Source organism: Nitratireductor sp. GZWM139 (assembly GCF_030068685.1).
Taxonomy (GTDB): Bacteria; Pseudomonadota; Alphaproteobacteria; order Rhizobiales; family Rhizobiaceae; genus Nitratireductor; species Nitratireductor aquimarinus.
Window position 1 is genome coordinate 168808 of the sequence record NZ_JAMQML010000010.1, and the last position, 18011, is coordinate 186818.

General features: G+C 61.2%; 16 protein-coding genes. 7 read left to right on the forward strand and 9 right to left on the reverse strand.

Annotated features, from left to right (window positions below):
• The first annotated feature begins 3 nt into the window (after positions 1-3).
• Genes NDI72_RS14075 through NDI72_RS14090 form a run of 4 tightly spaced genes read left to right on the forward strand, consistent with a single transcriptional unit; the run spans position 4 to position 4691 of the window.
• Complete coding sequence (locus NDI72_RS14075) at positions 4-1707, forward strand: ABC transporter permease (RefSeq protein WP_113156962.1); 1704 nt, start codon at positions 4-6, stop codon at positions 1705-1707.
• Positions 1695-2774, forward strand: coding sequence for an ABC transporter ATP-binding protein (locus tag NDI72_RS14080; RefSeq protein ID WP_113156963.1), 1080 nt, complete (start codon positions 1695-1697; stop codon positions 2772-2774). Before NDI72_RS14075 ends, NDI72_RS14080 begins: the two co-directional genes overlap by 13 nt.
• Positions 2774-3961, forward strand: a complete 1188-nt coding sequence (locus NDI72_RS14085; protein ID WP_283800754.1) for an MBL fold metallo-hydrolase — start codon at positions 2774-2776, stop codon at positions 3959-3961. The genes NDI72_RS14080 and NDI72_RS14085 overlap by 1 nt, the downstream gene beginning before the upstream one ends.
• Positions 3939-4691 carry a 5'/3'-nucleotidase SurE gene (locus NDI72_RS14090; protein WP_206544819.1) on the forward strand — a complete coding sequence of 251 codons (753 nt, stop codon included), beginning with the start codon at positions 3939-3941 and terminating at the stop codon, positions 4689-4691. Before NDI72_RS14085 ends, NDI72_RS14090 begins: the two co-directional genes overlap by 23 nt.
• Here the strand turns inward: NDI72_RS14090 and NDI72_RS14095 are convergent.
• The 6 genes from NDI72_RS14095 to phnD all read right to left on the reverse strand — a co-directional run bounded on the left by NDI72_RS14095 (position 4681) and on the right by phnD (position 12999).
• Positions 4681-7068 carry a dermonecrotic toxin domain-containing protein gene (locus NDI72_RS14095; RefSeq protein WP_283800755.1) on the reverse strand — a complete coding sequence of 796 codons (2388 nt, stop codon included), beginning with the start codon at positions 7066-7068 and terminating at the stop codon, positions 4681-4683. The two genes, NDI72_RS14090 and NDI72_RS14095, sit on opposite strands and share 11 nt — an antisense overlap.
• Positions 7069-7259: 191 nt before the next feature.
• On the reverse strand, positions 7260-8930 hold the full coding sequence (locus NDI72_RS14100) for a Na/Pi cotransporter family protein (protein ID WP_206548650.1): 1671 nt from the start codon (positions 8928-8930) through the stop codon (positions 7260-7262).
• A 597-nt stretch (positions 8931-9527) separates the two neighbouring features.
• On the reverse strand, positions 9528-10331 hold the full coding sequence (phnE, locus tag NDI72_RS14105) for a phosphonate ABC transporter, permease protein PhnE (protein WP_283800756.1): 804 nt from the start codon (positions 10329-10331) through the stop codon (positions 9528-9530).
• The gene (gene phnE / locus NDI72_RS14110; RefSeq protein ID WP_222474171.1) at positions 10325-11131 is read right to left on the reverse strand and encodes a phosphonate ABC transporter, permease protein PhnE; all 807 of its coding nucleotides are present in this window, start codon (positions 11129-11131) and stop codon (positions 10325-10327) included. The genes phnE (NDI72_RS14105) and phnE (NDI72_RS14110) overlap by 7 nt, the downstream gene beginning before the upstream one ends.
• Positions 11128-11922 carry a phosphonate ABC transporter ATP-binding protein gene (gene phnC / locus NDI72_RS14115; protein WP_113156970.1) on the reverse strand — a complete coding sequence of 265 codons (795 nt, stop codon included), beginning with the start codon at positions 11920-11922 and terminating at the stop codon, positions 11128-11130. The genes phnE (NDI72_RS14110) and phnC overlap by 4 nt, the downstream gene beginning before the upstream one ends.
• Positions 11923-11997: 75 nt before the next feature.
• Positions 11998-12999: a phosphate/phosphite/phosphonate ABC transporter substrate-binding protein gene (phnD, locus tag NDI72_RS14120; protein ID WP_206544814.1), complete on the reverse strand. Its 1002-nt coding sequence runs from the start codon at positions 12997-12999 to the stop codon at positions 11998-12000.
• Between the two features lie 199 nt (positions 13000-13198).
• Between phnD and NDI72_RS14125 the strand changes: the two genes are divergently transcribed.
• The 3 genes from NDI72_RS14125 (at position 13199) to gnd (ending at position 16328) form a co-directional block, all read left to right on the forward strand.
• Entirely contained in the window at positions 13199-14041 is an 843-nt protein-coding gene (locus NDI72_RS14125; protein WP_502888407.1) for an HAD-IIB family hydrolase, read from the forward strand.
• Complete coding sequence (locus NDI72_RS14130; protein ID WP_283800757.1) at positions 14041-14811, forward strand: DeoR/GlpR family DNA-binding transcription regulator; 771 nt, start codon at positions 14041-14043, stop codon at positions 14809-14811. Before NDI72_RS14125 ends, NDI72_RS14130 begins: the two co-directional genes overlap by 1 nt.
• 104 nt (positions 14812-14915) lie before the next feature.
• On the forward strand, positions 14916-16328 hold the full coding sequence (gene gnd / locus NDI72_RS14135; RefSeq protein ID WP_283800758.1) for an NADP-dependent phosphogluconate dehydrogenase: 1413 nt from the start codon (positions 14916-14918) through the stop codon (positions 16326-16328).
• Positions 16329-16396: 68 nt separating this feature from the next.
• On the opposite strand, the gene NDI72_RS14140 is transcribed toward gnd, so the two are convergent.
• The 3 genes from NDI72_RS14140 to NDI72_RS14150 form a co-directional block, all read right to left on the reverse strand.
• Positions 16397-16939, reverse strand: coding sequence for a peroxiredoxin (locus NDI72_RS14140; RefSeq protein ID WP_113156973.1), 543 nt, complete (start codon positions 16937-16939; stop codon positions 16397-16399).
• Positions 16940-17123: 184 nt separating this feature from the next.
• Entirely contained in the window at positions 17124-17732 is a 609-nt protein-coding gene (locus NDI72_RS14145; protein ID WP_283800759.1) for a LysE family translocator, read from the reverse strand.
• Positions 17733-17814: 82 nt separating this feature from the next.
• On the reverse strand, positions 17815-18011 hold a 197-nt coding region (locus tag NDI72_RS14150), incomplete at its 5' end, for a tryptophan synthase subunit alpha (RefSeq protein ID WP_283800760.1).

Consider the following 18011-nt stretch of genomic DNA (forward strand, 5'->3'; position numbering starts at 1 on the left):
TGAATGACCGCTATTCGCAAGGAACGTCAGGGCCAGGAGATGGCCCTGACAGCGGGGATCGTCGCGCTTATCGTCATCTTTTCGCTGCTGCCAATGGCGCGGCTTTTGCAGGAAGTCATCCTGCCTGGCGGTCAGTTCTCGCTTGATATCATTCGCAACGGCCTGATTGATGAAACGACCTGGCGCGCCACCTGGAACACGCTGGTGGTGGGCCTTGGCGGAACGCTGTTCGCGCTGGTTCTGGGCGTGGCCGTCGCCATTCTCGTTTCACTGTCGGATGTGCGTCAGCGTCAGGCTTTCGTCCTGTGCTTTGTTACGCCACTCATGATCGCGCCGCAGGTGACCGCACTCGCCTGGCTTCAGCTTTTCGGCCCATCCAGCCCGCTCCTGAACATGCTGGGCATGGCTCCGCCGCTTGGCACGCGCAATCCGCTTTATTCGCCCGAAGGCATCGTTTTCCTGCTCGGCATCCAGTATGCGCCGCTCGTCTTCCTGATCGTGCGCGCCGGCATGCGCAAGCTGCCGCGTGAGCTTGTCGAGGCCGCGCAGTCCAGCGGCGCCGGCTGGGTTCGGGTGCTCGGCACCATCATTCTGCCGCTCATGACACCTTCCATTGTGGGTGCAGCGGCGCTCACCTTCGTTTCCTGTGTCGGCAATTTCGGCATTCCCGCCTTCCTGGGCATTCCGGCAAACTATCTTGTGCTGCCGACGCTCATCTATCAGCGCCTGGCCGGTGGTGGACCGGATGTCCTCTCCGATGTCGCGTTCCTTTCAGTGCTCATCGGTATCATCGCCATGGTCGGCATCGTCATGCAGGACCGCATTGCGAGCCGGCGCGATTTCCGCATCACCTCCACCTCACTGCCCGCAGCGCCCTACCAGCTGGGCGCATGGCGTCTGCCGGTGGAGCTCGGCATGTGGGTGCTGATCGCGTTCATCCTCGTTCTGCCGCTGGTGGGGCTCATTCTCACCTCGCTGGTGCGGGGCTATGGCGTCACGCTTTCGGCTGAGACGGCAACGCTGGAGAACTATTACTTCGTCATCTTCCAGCACGCTGCGGCAAGCCGCGCCTTCCTGAACAGCCTGTATCTCTCGGCTGGGGCGTCCATCTTCGCCGTCTTCGTTGCGATCCCGCTCGGCTATGTAATCGCCTGGGGCAACAAGCGCTGGATCAAGGCGCTCAACCTGGCCATCGAGCTGCCCTATGCGCTGCCGGGCGTGGTGCTGGCGATTGCCTCGCTGCTCCTGTTCCTCAAGCCCATGCCGATCACCGGCATCCAGATCTACAACACGGTCTGGATCATCCTCTACGCCTATCTCGCGCGCTTCCTGATCCTGGCCGTGCGGCCGACGATCACGGGCTATTTCCAGCTCGACCGGGCGCTTGAGGAGGCTGCGCAGGTAGCCGGCGCAGGACTGTTCACGCGTCTGCGCACCATCATCTTCCCGCTCATCGCTCCGGCGGCCATTGCCGGCGGCCTGCTGATCTTCATGACGGCGCTGTGCGAGCTGACGGTTTCTGCGCTCCTGTGGTCCTCCGGTTCGGAGACCATCGGCGTTGTCATCTTCTCCTTCGAACAGGGCGGAGATTCCAAATATGCGGCGGCGGTTTCCGCCATCATGGTCGCAACCACCTTCCTTCTGATGCTGCTCGCCAGCCTCTTTGCAAACAAACTACCGGACGGAGTTCTTCCATGGCGGGACTGAGCATTAACAACGTCACCAAGGCCTTCGGCGACACCAAGGCGCTGGACAATGTGTCCATCGATGTCGCGGATGGCGAGTTCCTCGCCGTGCTTGGCCCTTCCGGCTGCGGCAAGACCACGCTTCTGCGCATGATCGCCGGTTTCGAGACCGTCACCGGCGGCAACATTCGCATCGGCGACCGCGAGGTCTCCACTGCCGAGGCCAACACGCCGCCGGAAAAGCGCCGCGTGGGCATTGTCTTCCAGAACTACGCGCTCTGGCCGCATATGAGCGTGTCCGAGAACATCGGTTACGCGCTCAAAGTGGCGCGCGTGCCCAAAGCGGAGCGTGAGGAGCGCGTGAAAAACGCGCTGGCGCTCGTCAATATGGAGCAGTATGGCGACCGCCGTCCGGCCAATCTGTCCGGCGGTCAGCGGCAGCGCGTGGCGCTGGCGCGCTGTCTCGTCGCCGAGCCGCGGCTGGTGCTGTTCGACGAGCCGCTGGCCAATCTCGATGTGCATCTGCGCGCCTCAATGGAAGACGAGTTCGCCGACTTCCACAAGCGCACCGGCACGACCATTCTCTACATCACCCACGACCAGGCCGAGGCCATGGCGCTGGCAGACCGTATTGCGGTCATGGATCACGGTCGCCTGATGCAGCTTGCCACCCCGCGCGAGCTCTATCATGAGCCGGCCAACGAGATGGTCGCTTCCTTCATCTCGCAGGGCATGGTTCTGCCTGCCGATGTCGAGACCGAAGAGGCGGACGGCCAGTGCCGCGTGCGCGTGCTTGGCCAGGAACTGGTCGTGCGCTGCCGCAAGGGCGAGAAGCCGCGCAAGGACGCGCGCATTTGCTGCCGCGCATCGCAGATCACATCCGTAGGGGCGAGCCAGCCGGGCTTCGAGGGCACGATCACACGCGCCGTTTATCGCGGCGGGTCTGCACGCATCGAGTTCGAGCCTGCTTCCGCGCCACAGCTCGGCCTGCATTTCGACCAGCCCGATCCGGTGTCCTTCGAGGCCGGTCAGCGGGCAAGGCTTGCCATTACATCGGGCTGGCTCATCCCGGCTGATGGTGCAGCCTGATGTTAACGGTCGATCTTCAGGGCGGGTTCGGCGAAAAGGGACGAACCAGTGTTGCGGTCAGCGATGGCAACACCCGGATCATGCTCGATGCCGGCATCAAGGTGGGTGCGACAGGGGATGAATATTACCCTGTGCTCGCCCGCCCGGTCGGTGACATCGACGCCCTGTTCATCTCGCATGCCCATGAGGATCATATCGGCGCGCTGTGCCGCCTGATCCGCGAGGGCTATACCGGCCCGATCTACATGACTGCGGAGACCCGCACCGAGATGCCGGCAACGCTCGCCCAGTATGCGGACGCGGCAGAGCTGTGGGAGTTCATGCCGAAGGACGCGCAGATCCGGCTTTTCGAGCCGGGCGAGCGGCTTTCTGCCGGCGCGCTCGCGATTGAAACCGGCGCATCCGGCCATGTGGTCGGCGGGGTCTGGTTCTCGGTCGAAGGGCAGGGGCGGCGCGTGGTCTACTCAGCCGACATCGTGCCCGAAAGCGCTGTTTTCCCGATGCAGCCGCTTCCCTCCTGCGACCTTCTCATCCTCGACGCCTCCTATGGCGCAGATCCCATTCCCGGCACGGAACGCGCCCAGCGTATTGCCAAGTGGGTTGCAGACTATGCCGATGGCTGCCTTCTGCCGACACCGCTCTCCGGTCGTTCGCTGGAGCTGATCGCCGCCATCGATGTGCCATTCGCCATCGAGGCCGGCATGCGCGAGGCGTTGTCTGCGCAGATCCATGCGCCCGGCGCCGTGCATGAAGACCGTGTTGACGTTCTTGCCGGACGGCTTGCCGCCGCACGCGACTGGAATGTGGGAGAGGCGCTGCCTGCATGCCCTCTGCTGGTCCATGACGGTATGGGTGTCGCCGGGCCTTCCCGTCCGGCGCTCGCCGCAGCAGAGCTTGCCGGCTATCCGATCCTGTTGAGCGGGCACCTGCCGAAAGGCTCGCCCGGCGCACGGCTCGTAGACCAGGGCGCAGCGGCCTGGATCCGCATGCCGACGCACCCCACGCTGCCCGAGAATGTTGCGTTATGGGAAGCCGCCGGACGTCCGGCGCTGATCGGCCATTCCTGTGATGCGGCCGCGCTCGACGCGCTTCATCAGCACATTCCCGCCCTTCTGACCGGCACTCGCACCGGTGACACCTACCAGATCGACAAAGAGACGATATATGCGCATTCTGATTTCCAATGACGACGGCATCGAAGCTCCCGGCATTGCGCTGGCGGCCAAAGCGGCATCCCTCCTGACGGACGATGTCTGGGTGGTCGCGCCGGACGGCAAGCGCACGGCCGCCGGCCCGTCGCTCACGGTCGCGCGCCCGATCACCATGCGCCGCCTCGGCGAGCGCCGTTTCTCCTGCTCGGGCACGCCAGCCGATTGCATCGTGACCTCCATGGGCTGGCTCTTCAACGATGGCAAGAAGCCCGATCTCGTTGTTGGCGGCGTCAATGACGGGCGCAATGTCGGTGAGGATCTCGCCTATTCCGGCACGCTTGGCATCGCCCGCGAGGCGACCTTCTGGGGCATTCCCGCCATCGGTTTCTCCCGCGTGAAGGAGGCCAATGTGCGCGAAGGGGACGCCGCATGGCTGGCCCGCTTCATCGAACGTCTCTGGCAGACGCGCAGCGAGTGGGCCATGGAAGGCCATTGGCTCAGCGTCAATCTTCCGGCCGATCTGCCAGCCCCCATCGCCCAGCCGACCATCGGTCGCGACAAGATTGCGCGCAAGACCGAGATCGTTCGGGAAAATGGCGACGAGATCGAGCTGATCGTGCCACGCGGCCGCGCGCATTCAAGCCGCAAGGGCGATGAGAACAGCCTCATTGCCGAAGGCTTCGCCACCATGAACCGGCTGAACTGGTTCGGCGAAACCCAGCTTGGCGGCGCGTTCATGGAAGGCCTGCGGGCCGCTACGAAGTAGAGCCCGTCGCGACGGCTGCTGTTTCACCCCCTTCCGGATCCGGCAGCGCATCGATCCATTCGCGGATGCGCTGCCAGTTTTGCCGTGACGGGCTGACGGGCTCGATCTCGCCGTCCTTCAGGTCAATCGCTTCGAGCGGATCTATACCGTATGGAATATTCGATGACTGTGCCGGCAACGGCCCGTCATGAAGCCTGAGACGCCCTTTTGAATAATCGGAAAACACCTGCAGCGGCACGCCATAACTGGTGTTTATGTTCGGCGAAGCGACGATGTCCGCAATCATCTTCCGCACCTTCGGATCGGTCGAGTCGAGCAGGTAGACATTCTTTGCCAGCGGCGGGCGAAAATGCACTTCATCAAAGTGTTCGATGTCTTCACCGCCGCCATCAAGATTGGCCGCGACGCGGCCGTCTTCAGTCACGATTGCGTATTGATAAAGGGGGTTGCGCGACCACCTGTCCCTGCGCCACGCGGCCAGAACATTGTCGCTGCCGATCAGGGAACCGCTGCCGATCGTCGCCGGCTCATTCAGCATGTTGGAAATTGCGTTGAACTCGTATGAAGGGCGAAACACACCGGCGTTCAGCAGCTGTTCCGGGCGGAAATCATCCACCCGATAGACAAGATGGTGATTGCCAAATCGCCCCGTCTCATCCGGCTCACGCCCAAGATCCTCGAATTTGTGACGCAGGGCGTCGACGCGTTCCTTCATTCGCTCAACCACGTCGTTCATTGCATCGTAGGCAATGTCTTCCGGTAGCTCAGACAGGACGTAGCCCATGCTGTTCATCGTCATCTGCGCCCGGCGGCTGAGCGCTCCCCGATAAGGAGGACGATCAACAATGGGTTGCTCTGTACCTGTCGCCAGATGTGGCGGCTCCGCCACTGGAGACAAATCGCCTGTTCGCTCTGCAATCGACCGTGCGCCGGCGCTCAACGCGCCACCAATCAGTATGGCGCTTCCCGTGAGTATGGCAGACTGACTTGCTGCGCTGCGCTCTTCATAGGTGTCGCCGGTCACAGCCCGGTTGGTCTCCAGCGCCAGCTCGCTGCCCAGATTGCCCACCAGAAAAGCGCCCTCCAGGCCCGGCACAAGCATCGTGACGGGCCAGAACACATCGTTGAATGTCTGTATTTGCTCCAGCCATCGGTCGCGCGACACTTCGCTGTCAGACTTGATCAGCGTGTCGGCATCGCTGTTGCTGCGCGCGCGCATATTGTTTGCAAGCACATGGAAGACATCACCGGAGACCCGAAAGTTCCGCGTGTTTATGCCTGACTTCCAGGCGCCCGTTCCCAGCTTCTTGAGAGCGTTTCTGACACCCGTATACCAGACCCCGTCCTGGCGACAGTAGAGCGAGAAATGCCGTTCCAGCATTTTCCGGCCCTTCCTTGAGGAGGCCTGCAGCCTGATCCATTCTTTCAGCGCATCCTCGCTCTGGAATTCATGCAGGGCTTTCTTTTCACCCGGCAAATAGAGAATGGTGCGCCCACTCTTGTCGCTGAGCAGCAGAATATCGCTTGAGGCGTAGCCGTTTATGTCAAGACGGCGAACAATCGTGTCTTCGACGGGAACGGCGCTCTTGCCGAGGCCAGAGAGAGAAATCCCGCTTTGTGGGTCGGCGAGGTCGACCGAGACACTTCGGGCGAGAGCGTGCCCTTCGGGCGAGAGAAACATCTCTTCCTTCGCCCTTGCGACTTCTGCCAGAAACTGTGCTTCTACGAGAATGCGCACATCCTGGAAATGGTCCTTCCAGAAGTCGCGGAGCCGATCCTGCACTCTGGTCTGAAAATCTTCCGCCCATATCGCGTCCCGAAGTGCAGCGACCGAGAGTGGAAACTCGTTTGGTGCTCCGTAGAATGCCTCGCCTTTGCCCGCTCTGTAGACGCCGGCATTGAGCTGGAGATCGGATGGCAGCATCTCCTGCATCGTCGCGCCAAAGTTTCTCAGAAGAAGCTGGGTGAGCGATATCGAGGTCTTCGGACTGTCTGCATGTTCCCAGCCCGTGAAGCTCGTTCGCGAGGATTGCGCCGCAGAGAATGTGTTCAGGTAGAGGTGATCCGGGTCGACCGTCTTGCCCGTGAGGCGCTTGACGATTGCGCTCATTGCCTCGCGCGCCATCGCCTTGATGTCCGGCATGTCTTTCCGGGTGCGCGCGGCAGTCTTGTTGATTGCCCTGTAGGTTTGGTCCGTGACCAGCGTCGACAGTGAGGTCGACAGGCCAGTTCCACGAATTGTCGACACGGTCGGAGTTTCGATGCGCCGTTTGGGTTGAGAATGGGACGGGCGCGTGGGGGGCGGCGCTTTTTTGGGAGGAATGTCAGCGTTGATGATGACGGGAGCACGAGCTCCGGAAACACGGTAGGTCGTCATTGTCACTCTTGTCTTGGGTGCAAACACAGAAGACAAAATGACCTGTTTATCAAATCACACTATTGCCTTCATCTTATATGCTCCAATACTATTCTGCATAATATCATTTTATCATCTCTCCGTTTTCAAGATCTATATTCATTTATATTCGACTGATCAACGGGTGAACCCCAATCAAGTGGAGTAAAGATTCAGTCCGGCTTCAGCCGCGAACCGCTCAGAAGACCGCGCTCTTCGAGCACGGGATAGGCAAATGTCGCGAGAAGCGAGTTGATCTGCTTGAGATCGCGGATCGTGTCGAGGTGGATCGAACTGGTCTCCACACTCTGCTCCGTTCCCTGGCGCAGACGCTCGAAATGGCGCTGGCTCGTTTCCTTTTCCACGTCGCGAAGCCGGTCCTTTTCCATGACCAGTTCGCGCGCGGTCTCCGTGTCCTGTGTCACGAGCAGATTGAACGCAAGCCGCGCATTGGCCAGAACCGAAGCATGGAAACTGGCAAGCTCGCGCCAGCCTTCCTCGGTGAATTCCACACCACGCTCCATCTTCTTCTCGACATGCGCAAGCATGTTGCGAACGATGATGTCGCCGACCTGCTCCAGCTTCACGCAGACACCGAGCAGTTCCTGACAACGGCGGGAATCCTCCTCCGTCATGTCCTGTCGTGTGATGCGCGCCAGATACAGTTTGATGGCGGCATGACGCCGGTCAACCGTGTCGTCAACGGCGGCAAGCGCATCGATGGATTTGCGGTCGGCCTTTTCATAAAGCTCCAGAATGCGGCACAGCATGAACTCGACGGTCTCGCACATGCGCACCGTTTCGCGTGTCACATTGGCGAGCGCCTGATGCGGGTTGTCGAGCGCGGAGGCGTCCAGCGCGCTGGCTTCCGCCAGAAGAGGTTCCTCTTCCTTGTCCTTCTCCGGTGGAGACTGCAGCGCGACGATCGCCTCGGTCGCCTTTAGGATCAGCCGCGAGAGCGGAATGCCGGCAATCAGGATCAGAACGTTGAAGGCGATATGGGCGTGGATGATGCGATCTGCGGGATCGCTCCCCAGTTGCTCCAGCGTGGGCGCGAAGACAATGAAGGCCACCAGCAGAACGACCGAACCCAACCCGCGCATCAGAAGGTTGCCAAGAGGCACCACGCGATAGGCCGGCGGCGAACTGCGGGTGAGCATGGGGGCGATGAACGAGCTGCCCAGATTGACACCCAGAACCATCACGATGCCCAGCTCCGGTGAGACGATGCCACGCGCCGCAAATGTCGTCAGCAGCAGAACAGCCGCGATGCTCGAATGGAAAAGATAGGTCACCACGGCTGCAAGCAGGAAGGCCGTGATCGGATCGCTGGAAAGATAGCCGACAATGATCGGCACGATGGTGCTCTGCCGCAGGGGTTCGGATGCCTCGCCCATCATTTCAAGCGAAAGAATGAGCAGTCCGACACCAACCAGTATGCGCCCGAACTGCCGCCACTGCCGGCGCTCTGTCGCGAGAAAAATGCTTGTGCCGAACAGAAGGCACAGCGGCACGAGCAGCGTCAGGTCGAAACTCAGGATCTTGACGACAAGTGCAGACCCCACTTCCGCACCGCGCACGGCAAGAATGCCGGAAAGGCCGGTAACAATGCCGAGCCCGGCAAAGGAGCCGACAAGCAGCGTTACGGCGGTCGAGCTCTGCAGGGCGATGGAAAGCAGAAGGCCGGTCAGCGCCGCCAGAACCGGGTTTCCCAGCGTCTGTCGCAGACGCTGGCGCAACACATTGCCATAGGCGCGCTCGACGCCCGTGCGCACCATGCGTGTTGCCCACAGGAGCAGGGCCACTGCGCCAGCCATGTGCAGAAAGAAGACGGAACCGCTCATATCACCTCAATTAAGCCCTGCAGAAAGCGGACCTGATCATATTTAAAGCCTGTCTTTGATGCCATCGATGAGGCCATTCCGAGGCGCGTGTTCGATGGATGCGGAGCAGCTTTGATACCCATATGTTACATTTGATATTTTTAAATAGCAAATGTTCAAAATCGCGCCAATATGCAAGCCGCAGGTTCGGGCTTCTGAAGTCGTCCAGAAACCCTGGTTGACGAAGCGCTCATTTAAAAGAAAATAAAAAATGCATATTAGTTTCTATATCTTCTATATTATAAATATTTTTAAATAAAAGTCCTTTTATGAATACTCATAAATTATTCTCTACAGCGTTAGACTCACCTTTAAGCTTTGGCGGCGGCGGAACGCCGGCAGGTGACGTCGCCACGAGCGCCATTGCGGCCGGTGGTCTTGGCCTGGCCGTTGGAAGCCCCATCGGAGCTGCGGTCGGCGCCGCCAATGGCACGGCCGCTGGCGCTGCTCTCGGCGCCGTGGCCGGCGGTGCGAGCGGGGCCCTTATCGCTCAGGTGTAAGCCGACAACATTGTCGCATTGTTTCCGGGTGCCGGCCGTTGGGCCGGCATCTCCCCGTCTACATGATCCGCTTGCGCAGCCAGGCTGAAACAACCTCACCCAGAACCACCAGCGCCAGAATGGCGAGGAGAACGGTGGCCGCTTCCTGCCAGTTGAACGTGTCAATGGCGCTTTGCAGGATGAGACCGATACCGCCCGCGCCGACAAGGCCGAGCACCGTCGATTCCCGCAGATTGATGTCCCAGCGCAGGATCGCCACGGCCCAGAAGGTGGGCATGACCTGCGGCACGATTGCGTAGAGAATGACCTTGAGGCGCGATGCGCCGGTCGCTTCCAGCGCTTCCACCGGCCGCCGGTCGATCTCCTCGATGGCTTCGCCGAGAAGTTTGCCGATGAAGCCGATGGAGCGGAACATGATGGCGATGATGCCCGCCACGATGCCGGGACCGAAAATCGCCACGAACAGCAGCGCCCAGATGATCGTGTTCACCGAACGACTGGAGACCAGAATGAGACGGCCAAGCCAGAGCGTCGCCGCATTGGGCGTTGTGTTCTGCGCCGAGATGTAGGCGACGGGCAGGGAGACGAACACGGCGATTGCCGTGGCGATGGTGGCGATATTCACCGTCTCCAGAAGCACCCACAATATGTTCGGCAGGTTCGTCACATCCGGCGGCACCATGCGGCTGAACAGATCGCCCATCTGCTGCGGCGCGTCGAACACCCAGGGCCAGATCACATCAATGCTGGTCAGGGCCCAGATAATGGTGATCACGGCAAGAAGGAAGATTGCGTAGCGCTGCAACCGCTCACGCGGGGTATAGCGCGCCCACTCTTCCGGGGTCGTGTCCATGCTCACCATATCCGTTTCCTGATCTGGCCGCTGATCGCCTCGCTCACCAGAATAACGGCGACGATGACGATGGTGATGGCCAATGCGAAGTCATAATCATAGCGCCCGAAGGCGTTTGCGAGCGTCGAGCCGATGCCACCGGCGCCCACAATGCCAACCACTGCCGAAGCGCGCAGATTGCTGTCGAGCTGATAGATGCTGAGGCCGATCTGACGCGGCATGATCTGCGGAAAAACCGCGTAGATCAGTGTCGGAAAATAGCCCGCACCCACGGCGCGCATGGCTTCCACCTGACCCCAGTCGATCTCCTCGATGCGCTCGGCCAGCATCTTGGCGACAAAGCCAATCGAATAGACGATCAGCGTCAAAACGCCCGCGAACGGACCAAAGCCGACTGCCTTCACGAAGATGATTGCCACGATGACCGGATGGAAGCTGCGCGCCACGATGATGAGGCCGCGTCCAAGAAGAAAGATCGGGCGCGGCGCGAGGTTCCTGGCGGCCATGAAGGCGATGGGGATGGAGAGCAGAACACCACCCACCGTTGCCAGAATGGCAATCTTCAGGCTTTCAAGAAAACCGTCGATGAGAAGCCCGCTGCGCTCGAAGCTTGGCGGAAACGCGCCATTGAAGATGCGCGCGGCGCGCGTCATGCCCTGTGCTACGCGGTTCCAGTCTATCGGCAGCATGAACACTGCCCAGCCGATATAGAGCGCCACCGCGATGAGCAGCCCATAACGCAGCACGGGATTGGCGATCATCGGCGGTTTGCGCCAGGTGTCCGGCACGGAAGAGGTTGTGGTGCTCATGCCTTCTGAGCCCTCAGCGGCGTGACATTGTCCATCTCGCCGCGCTCTTCAGCCGGCACACCGGCATAAATTTCGTCCATGGCCGCCTTGTCGAGCGCGTCGGGCTCGGCATCGAAAATGATGCGGCCATAACGCATGCCGACGATGCGGTCGGTGTATTGCTTGGCTTCCGCCACATTGTGAATGTTGATCAGAACCGGCAGCGAGAATTCGCGCGAGAGCGCCCGCAGCAATTCCATGATCTGCTCGGACGTCTTCGGATCGAGCGAAGCCGTCGGCTCGTCGGCAAGCAGGATTTCCGGTTCCTGCATCAGCGCCCGCACAACGCCGACGCGCTGGCGTTCACCGCCGGAGAGTTCGTCCGCCCGCTTGTTGGCGTAATGGGCGATGCCCACGCGCTCCATCAGTTCGTAGGCGCGGCGGATATCTTCTTTTGGATACCGCCGGAAGGCTGCACGCCACAGCGGCAGATAACCGAGCCGGCCCGACTGCACATTCTCCATCACGGTCAGCCGGTCCACCAGATTGAAACCCTGGAAGATCATGCCGATGCGCCGGCGTGCCGCGCGCAGCTTCGCGCCCTTGAGGTCGGTCAGCATCAGGCCATTGAGCTCGATCGTGCCGGAGCTCGGCTCCACAAGCCGGTTGATGCAGCGCAGCAGCGTGCTCTTGCCCGCGCCGGAAGCGCCGATGATGGAGACGACGCTTTCGCCCGGCACCTCCAGGTCCAGCCCTTTGAGAACCGGCGCGCCATTGCCATAGCGCTTCACCAGCTGCGAAATTTTCAGCATGCATCAACTCCGAAAACAGATGAGTGAAAAAAGCGGGCGGAGACCGAGCCCCGGGGTCTCACGCCCGCAGTAACGTCACTCTTTTGCGAGGCCCTGCGGCGTATATTCCACGCCATTCGCCTTCTGGATCTCGCGGATCACGGCCCAGTCCTTCTGATAGGTCACGGGCACGAACTTGCTCACGCCCGAGAACTCCTCGCCAAGCGCGGTGCCTGCGAAATCAAAGGAGAAGAAGGCCTCCTTGATCTTTTCCACCAGCGCCGGATCGAGGTCGTGCGCATAGGTGTAGGAAGTGGTCGGGAACGGATCGGACTCCCAGACAATCTTCACCTCTTCCGGATCGTAGAGATCGCGCTCGGCCATGCGGTCCACGACTTCAGAAGCCACCGGTGCGGCGTCATAGTCGCCAGCCACCACGCCCAGCATGGACTGGTCGTGCGAGCCGGAATAGACAACCTCGTAATCCTGCTCCGGCACAACGCCGAGCCCAGGGAACAGCGCGCGCGGTGCGAGATTGCCCGAGTTGGAAGTGGGCGAGGTGTGGGCAATGCGCTTGCCCTTCAGGTCGCCCATCTCGTTGATGCCGGAATCCTTGCGGGTGTAGACCTGCAGCTTGTAGCCGAAGCGGCCGTCTTCCGATCCCATGATGGCGAATGGCACAGCGCCGGCGAGATTGACGGCAAACGGCGTCGGACCGGTCGAGAAGCCGGCAATGTGCAGGCGGCCGCTGCGCATCGCTTCCACCTCGGCAGAGTTCGACTGCACGGCGAAGAACTGCACGTCCTTGCCGGTCACGTCCTCCAGATGCGCGATGAAGGGCTCCCAGATGTCCTCATAGATCGCGGGGTCTTCCACCGGCGTGTAGGCGAAAACCAGCGTGTCAGGGTTGGAAAGCTTTGACGGGTCGCTCGGCGTGTCCGCCACCAGATCTTCATTGGCGTCGCAATACATCGCGTCCAGCTGGCCGCGATTGGCGCAATCCTGCGCCTGCGCGGCGGTGCCGGCCAGCAGTGCGGACAGGCCAAACAGCGCCGCTGCGGCGCCCCCGGCAAAACGGGTGTCGGTCGTCATGGGCATGTTCGTTTCTCCTCCAATGTGGGCTTTTCGGCCCACCTCTCCCTTTCAGACGCGATGGAGTGCATCCGATTGCAAAAATCGTATCGAATTTTTGTGGTAATTTGCAACATTCAAATATTCAGAATTTGGAAAACCCTCGAAAACGCAGAAAAATACAGCTACAAGCTTGGCAAAACGCTCAGTTTTGGAGAAGCATGCGGTGGCGGCAGTGACGGCGGAAAACGTGATGACCGGGGTTCCGGCTCCGAAACCCTTTGGTGAAATGTCCGCCGAGCGGCTGGCCGGCATTGAATTCGTTCTCACCGATATCGACGACACGCTGACCACCGAAGGCCGTCTTCCGGCCCAAGCCTATCACGCGCTGGAACAGCTCCATGAGGCGGGCATCACGGTTGTGCCGGTCACCGGTCGCCCGGCCGGCTGGTGTGATCTCATTGCCCGGCTCTGGCCTGTCGATGCGGTTGTCGGCGAGAACGGCGCGTTTTATTTCGCCTGCTCGCCACAGGGCGGCATGACCCGCGAATTCGCACAGTCTGCCGAGGAGCGGAGCGAGGGCCGTCGCCGGCTGAATGTGCTCGCCGATGTCATCTTCAGGGCAGTTCCGCGCGCGCGTCTTTCTGCGGACCAGACATTCCGCGAGGCGGATCTCGCCATCGATTTCGCCGAAGACGGCCCGCGCCTCGACGACGCCGAGATCGCCCAGATCGTGACCTCTTTCGAAGAGGCCGGCGCTGTTGCGAAAGTGTCATCCATTCATGTCAATGGATGGTTTGGCCAGTACGACAAACTGGCGATGACCCGTAGCCTGTTTACCCGGCGTTATGGCCTCGACCTCGAAAAAGCGGGTGACAAAGTGATTTTCGTAGGCGATTCCCCGAACGACGCACCCATGTTCGGCTTCTTCGAAAACAGCATTGGCGTGGCCAATTTTGCCGACTTTCAGGACGGCACGGTCCCGCCGCCCAAATGGATCACGCAGAAAGCCGGCGGCGCAGGGTTTGCCGAAGTGGCCGACGCGATCCTTCAAGCCAGGGAGAGCTGATGGCGCGTCTCAGGAAAACCGCCCGCCGCGAACAGATCCTTCTGGAGTTGCAGCACCATCCACATGTGCGCACTTCAGAGCTTGCCACGCGGTTTGGCGTGTCGACCGAAACAGTACGCCGCGATGTCGAGGCGCTCAGCCAGGAAGGGCTGATCCGCCGGGCCTATGGCGGCGCTTCCATCGCGCCGATGGGCGCACAGCCGCCATTTGGAGAGCGCGACCGGGCGCGTATCGAGGAGCGGGCCATGATCGCGGCCCGCGCCGCCGAACTGGTTCGCCCCGGCGAAGTGCTGATGATCGACGCCGGCTCCACCACGCATCAGTTTGCGCTCAGTCTTGCCTCAGTCGCACGCAACCTCACCGTACTTACCAACAGCGTCGCCGTCGCTTCCGCCCTGGCGCAGAACGAAACCATTCAGGTGGTCATCTGTCCGGGCGATTTCATGGCCCGCGAGGTGGGCATCTACGGCGCTGAAACCATCGATTTCATCGCCCGCTACAATGCCAACCGCGCCTTCATCGGCGCGAGCGGGCTGACAGCCGGGGGCATCACCGAGGTCAACCGGCTTGCCGTTGGCGTCAAGCGCGCCATGCTGCGCCAGTCTCTGGAAAGCTATCTTCTCGTCGATCACTCCAAGTTCGACGTCAATCTGCTCGCCACGGTCGAGCCGCTTTCCGCGCTCACCGGCCTTGTCACCAACGAGCAGCCAACCGGCCCCCTGGCGAAGGCGCTTTCCGATGCCCGCGTCGAGGTGCATGTCGCCGGTTGATTCACAACACTTTCCACACTGGCGCGGATGCATCGAAACATCGCCTGGTGCATAGTGCCGCCCCAAGGTCAGAACCTACTTCTGACGAACCGGAGAATTGAAGAATGTCGAAAGCGGATATCGGCCTGATCGGCCTCGGAGTCATGGGTGCGAACCTCGCCCTCAACATCGCCGAGAAGGGGCACACGATCGCCGTCAACAACCGCTCCACGCCCAAGATCGACGCCTTTGTCGAGCAGGCCCGCACCGAAGGCCTGGCCGAGCGCGTCCTGCCAGAGGCAGACCTCGCTGCCTTCGTGCAGTCGGTAAAGAAACCGCGTTCCATCATCATCATGGTCAAGGCCGGCAAACCGGTCGACGACATGATCGAACAGCTTCTGCCATTGCTTGATGAGGGCGACGCCATTCTGGAATGCGGCAACTCGCTCTTCAGCGACACGCAGCGCCGTTTCGACTATCTGAAGCCCAAAGGCATCGGATATCTTGGCGTCGGCGTTTCCGGTGGCGCCGAAGGCGCGCGCCATGGCCCCTCCATCATGGTCGGCGGTTCCAAGGCGCAATGGCATGACGCGGAGGCCGTGCTCACCTCCATTGCCGCAAAATTCAAGGGCGAGCCCTGCGTTGCCTGGCTTGGAGAGGGCGGGGCCGGCCATTTCGTCAAGACGATCCACAACGGTATCGAATATGGCGACATGCAGATGATCGCCGAGGTCTATGGCGTGATGCGCGACGGGCTCGGCATGGACGCCGCAGCCTGCGCGGAAGTTTTCAAGCGCTGGAATGAAGGCCCGCTCAACTCCTATTTGATCGAGATCACGGGGCATGTGCTCGAAGCCATTGATGGCGAGAGCGACAGGCCGCTCGTGGACATCATTCTCGACAGGGCAGGGCAGAAGGGCACCGGCGTCTGGTCGGCAATCGCCGCGCAGGAACTCGGCGTGCCGGCAACGGCCATCGAGGGTGCAGTCGCAGCCCGTTCCATCTCGTCGCGCAAGCAGGAGCGCATCGCGGCGGAAGCGCTTTACGGCAAGCGCGAAGGCAAGGTCGACATCTCCATCGACGATCTGGAAAAGGCGCTGCTTGCCGGCAAGATCGTTTCTTACACGCAGGGCTTCTCCGTCATCGCCCGCGCTTCCGAAGAACAGGGCTGGGGGCTCGAACTCGCCACCATCGCCAGGATCTGGCGTGCCGGCTGCATCATCCGCTCCCGCTTCCTCGACCAGATGGCGAGCGCCTTTGCCGGCGATGCGGCCACCAATCTCCTGATGGTCCCGGATTTCGCGGAACTGATGAAAGAGGCAAGCCCCGCGCTTCGCCGCGTGGTCGCCACCGGCGCGCTGGGCGAGCTGCCGCTGATCTGCCTTTCTTCGGCGCTTTCCTATTTCGACAGCTACCGGCAGGCGCGCGGCACGGCCAATCTCATTCAGGGCCAGCGCGACTTCTTCGGCTCCCACGGCTTCGAGATCGAAGGGCGCGGAGCGGATCTGCACGGCGACTGGCCGTCTCTGGTCGAATAGGCCGCCATAAAGAAAAAGGCCCGGATGGCGATGCCATCCGGGCCTTTCAATTCGATGCTTCAAAAAGCTTAGGCAGCCTGCGCTTCGCCGGCCTTCAGAGCTTCCAGAACGGTCTGCGGCGAGGAAACGCCATACGGATCGCTCTCGCAGTTGTCGGAGAAGCCTTCTTCCTCGAACCACTTCTCGATCACGCCGTTGTTGACCACGGCGGCGTAACGCCAGGAGCGCATGCCAAAGCCGAGATTGTCCTTGGCAACGAGCATGCCCATCTTGCGGGTGAACTCACCCGAGCCATCCGGAATGAGCTTGACGTTGTTGAGGCCCTGAGCCTTGCCCCAGGCGTTCATCACGAAAGCGTCGTTGACGGAGATGCAGTAGATCTCGTCGATGCCCTCGGCCTGGAATTCCGGGTAGAGCTTCTCGAAATCGGGAAGCTGGTAGGTCGAGCAGGTGGGGGTGAAGGCGCCCGGCAGGGAGAACAGGACAACGCGCTTGCCGCCAAAGAAGTCGGCAGTCGTCTTGTCTTCCCAGCGGAACGGGTTCGGGCCTTCGATCGACTCGTCGCGAACGCGCGTGCGGAACGTGACGTCGGGAACTTTTCTCACGGTCATTGCTAATCCTCTGGCACAAACAAAGCTGATCCCGACCTGAGCCGGGCAGCCTGGATATGGAAATCTTGAACTCCGGCTGCCGGGAGGGTGCGCCGGATGAGACGGCCGGAATAGAGCATTTTGTCGCGGCGAAGTGAAGGCCCGACACTGCGGCAATCCGCAGCATTTTTCCCTTGATTCCGTGCTAATTCCGCGAAACTGCCATGGTTCCGCCAGAAACGATCAGAACCGCCCCCACCAACCGGTTCAGATGGACGAAAACGCGCTCGGATTTCAGCAGTTTGCCAAGCACGACGCCGCTGACCACGTAAAGCGCGACAGCAACCACTTCGAGCGCGAGGAACACCCCGCCCATGGCGGCAAGCTGGCTCCAGGCCGGCTGCGTCGCGTCGATGAACTGCGGGAAGAAAGCGGTGAAGACGGCAATCGCCTTCGGGTTGCTGATGGCAATCACGAAATCGCGGCGCATCAGTTTGCCGATGGCTGAATCCAGCGAAGTAGCGCTCGCCAGCGCGCGCGCCTTGCGCCAGAACTGGATGCCCACATAAATGAGATAGGCCGCACCCACCAGTTTGATGATGGTGAAGGCCGTGGCAGACGCCGCCAGCACCGCGCCGAGCCCGACAATGGTGACCGCGATCAGGAAAACGAAAGCCGGCATGCGGCCAAGTCCACCCAGAAGCGCCGGCACAAAGCCAAGCCGCGCCGCGTTGGAAAAGGTCAGCATGTTGTTCGGGCCGGGGGCGCAGTTCAACGCGAAACAGGCCGGAATGAAGATCGACCAGGCAATCATCTGGGGTATCCTTGGCGAGAAAGCTGCGGCGATCCTTAAACAGATCGCTGCATTGGGCCAAGAATTCAGATCGGGAAAAGCGTTACGCCATCTGCTTTGAGCGCACACCGTCCGCAAGCCCTTTGACGAGGGTCGCAACGGCCTCGGCGGGGTCTTCGACCCTGTTGCCATCGGCGTCGTAACACTGCGCGATGGTCGCCACGATGGCGCTGCCAACGACAACGCCGTCTGCCGCCTCGCCAATCGCCCGCGCCTGGCGCGCCGTCTTCACCCCGAACC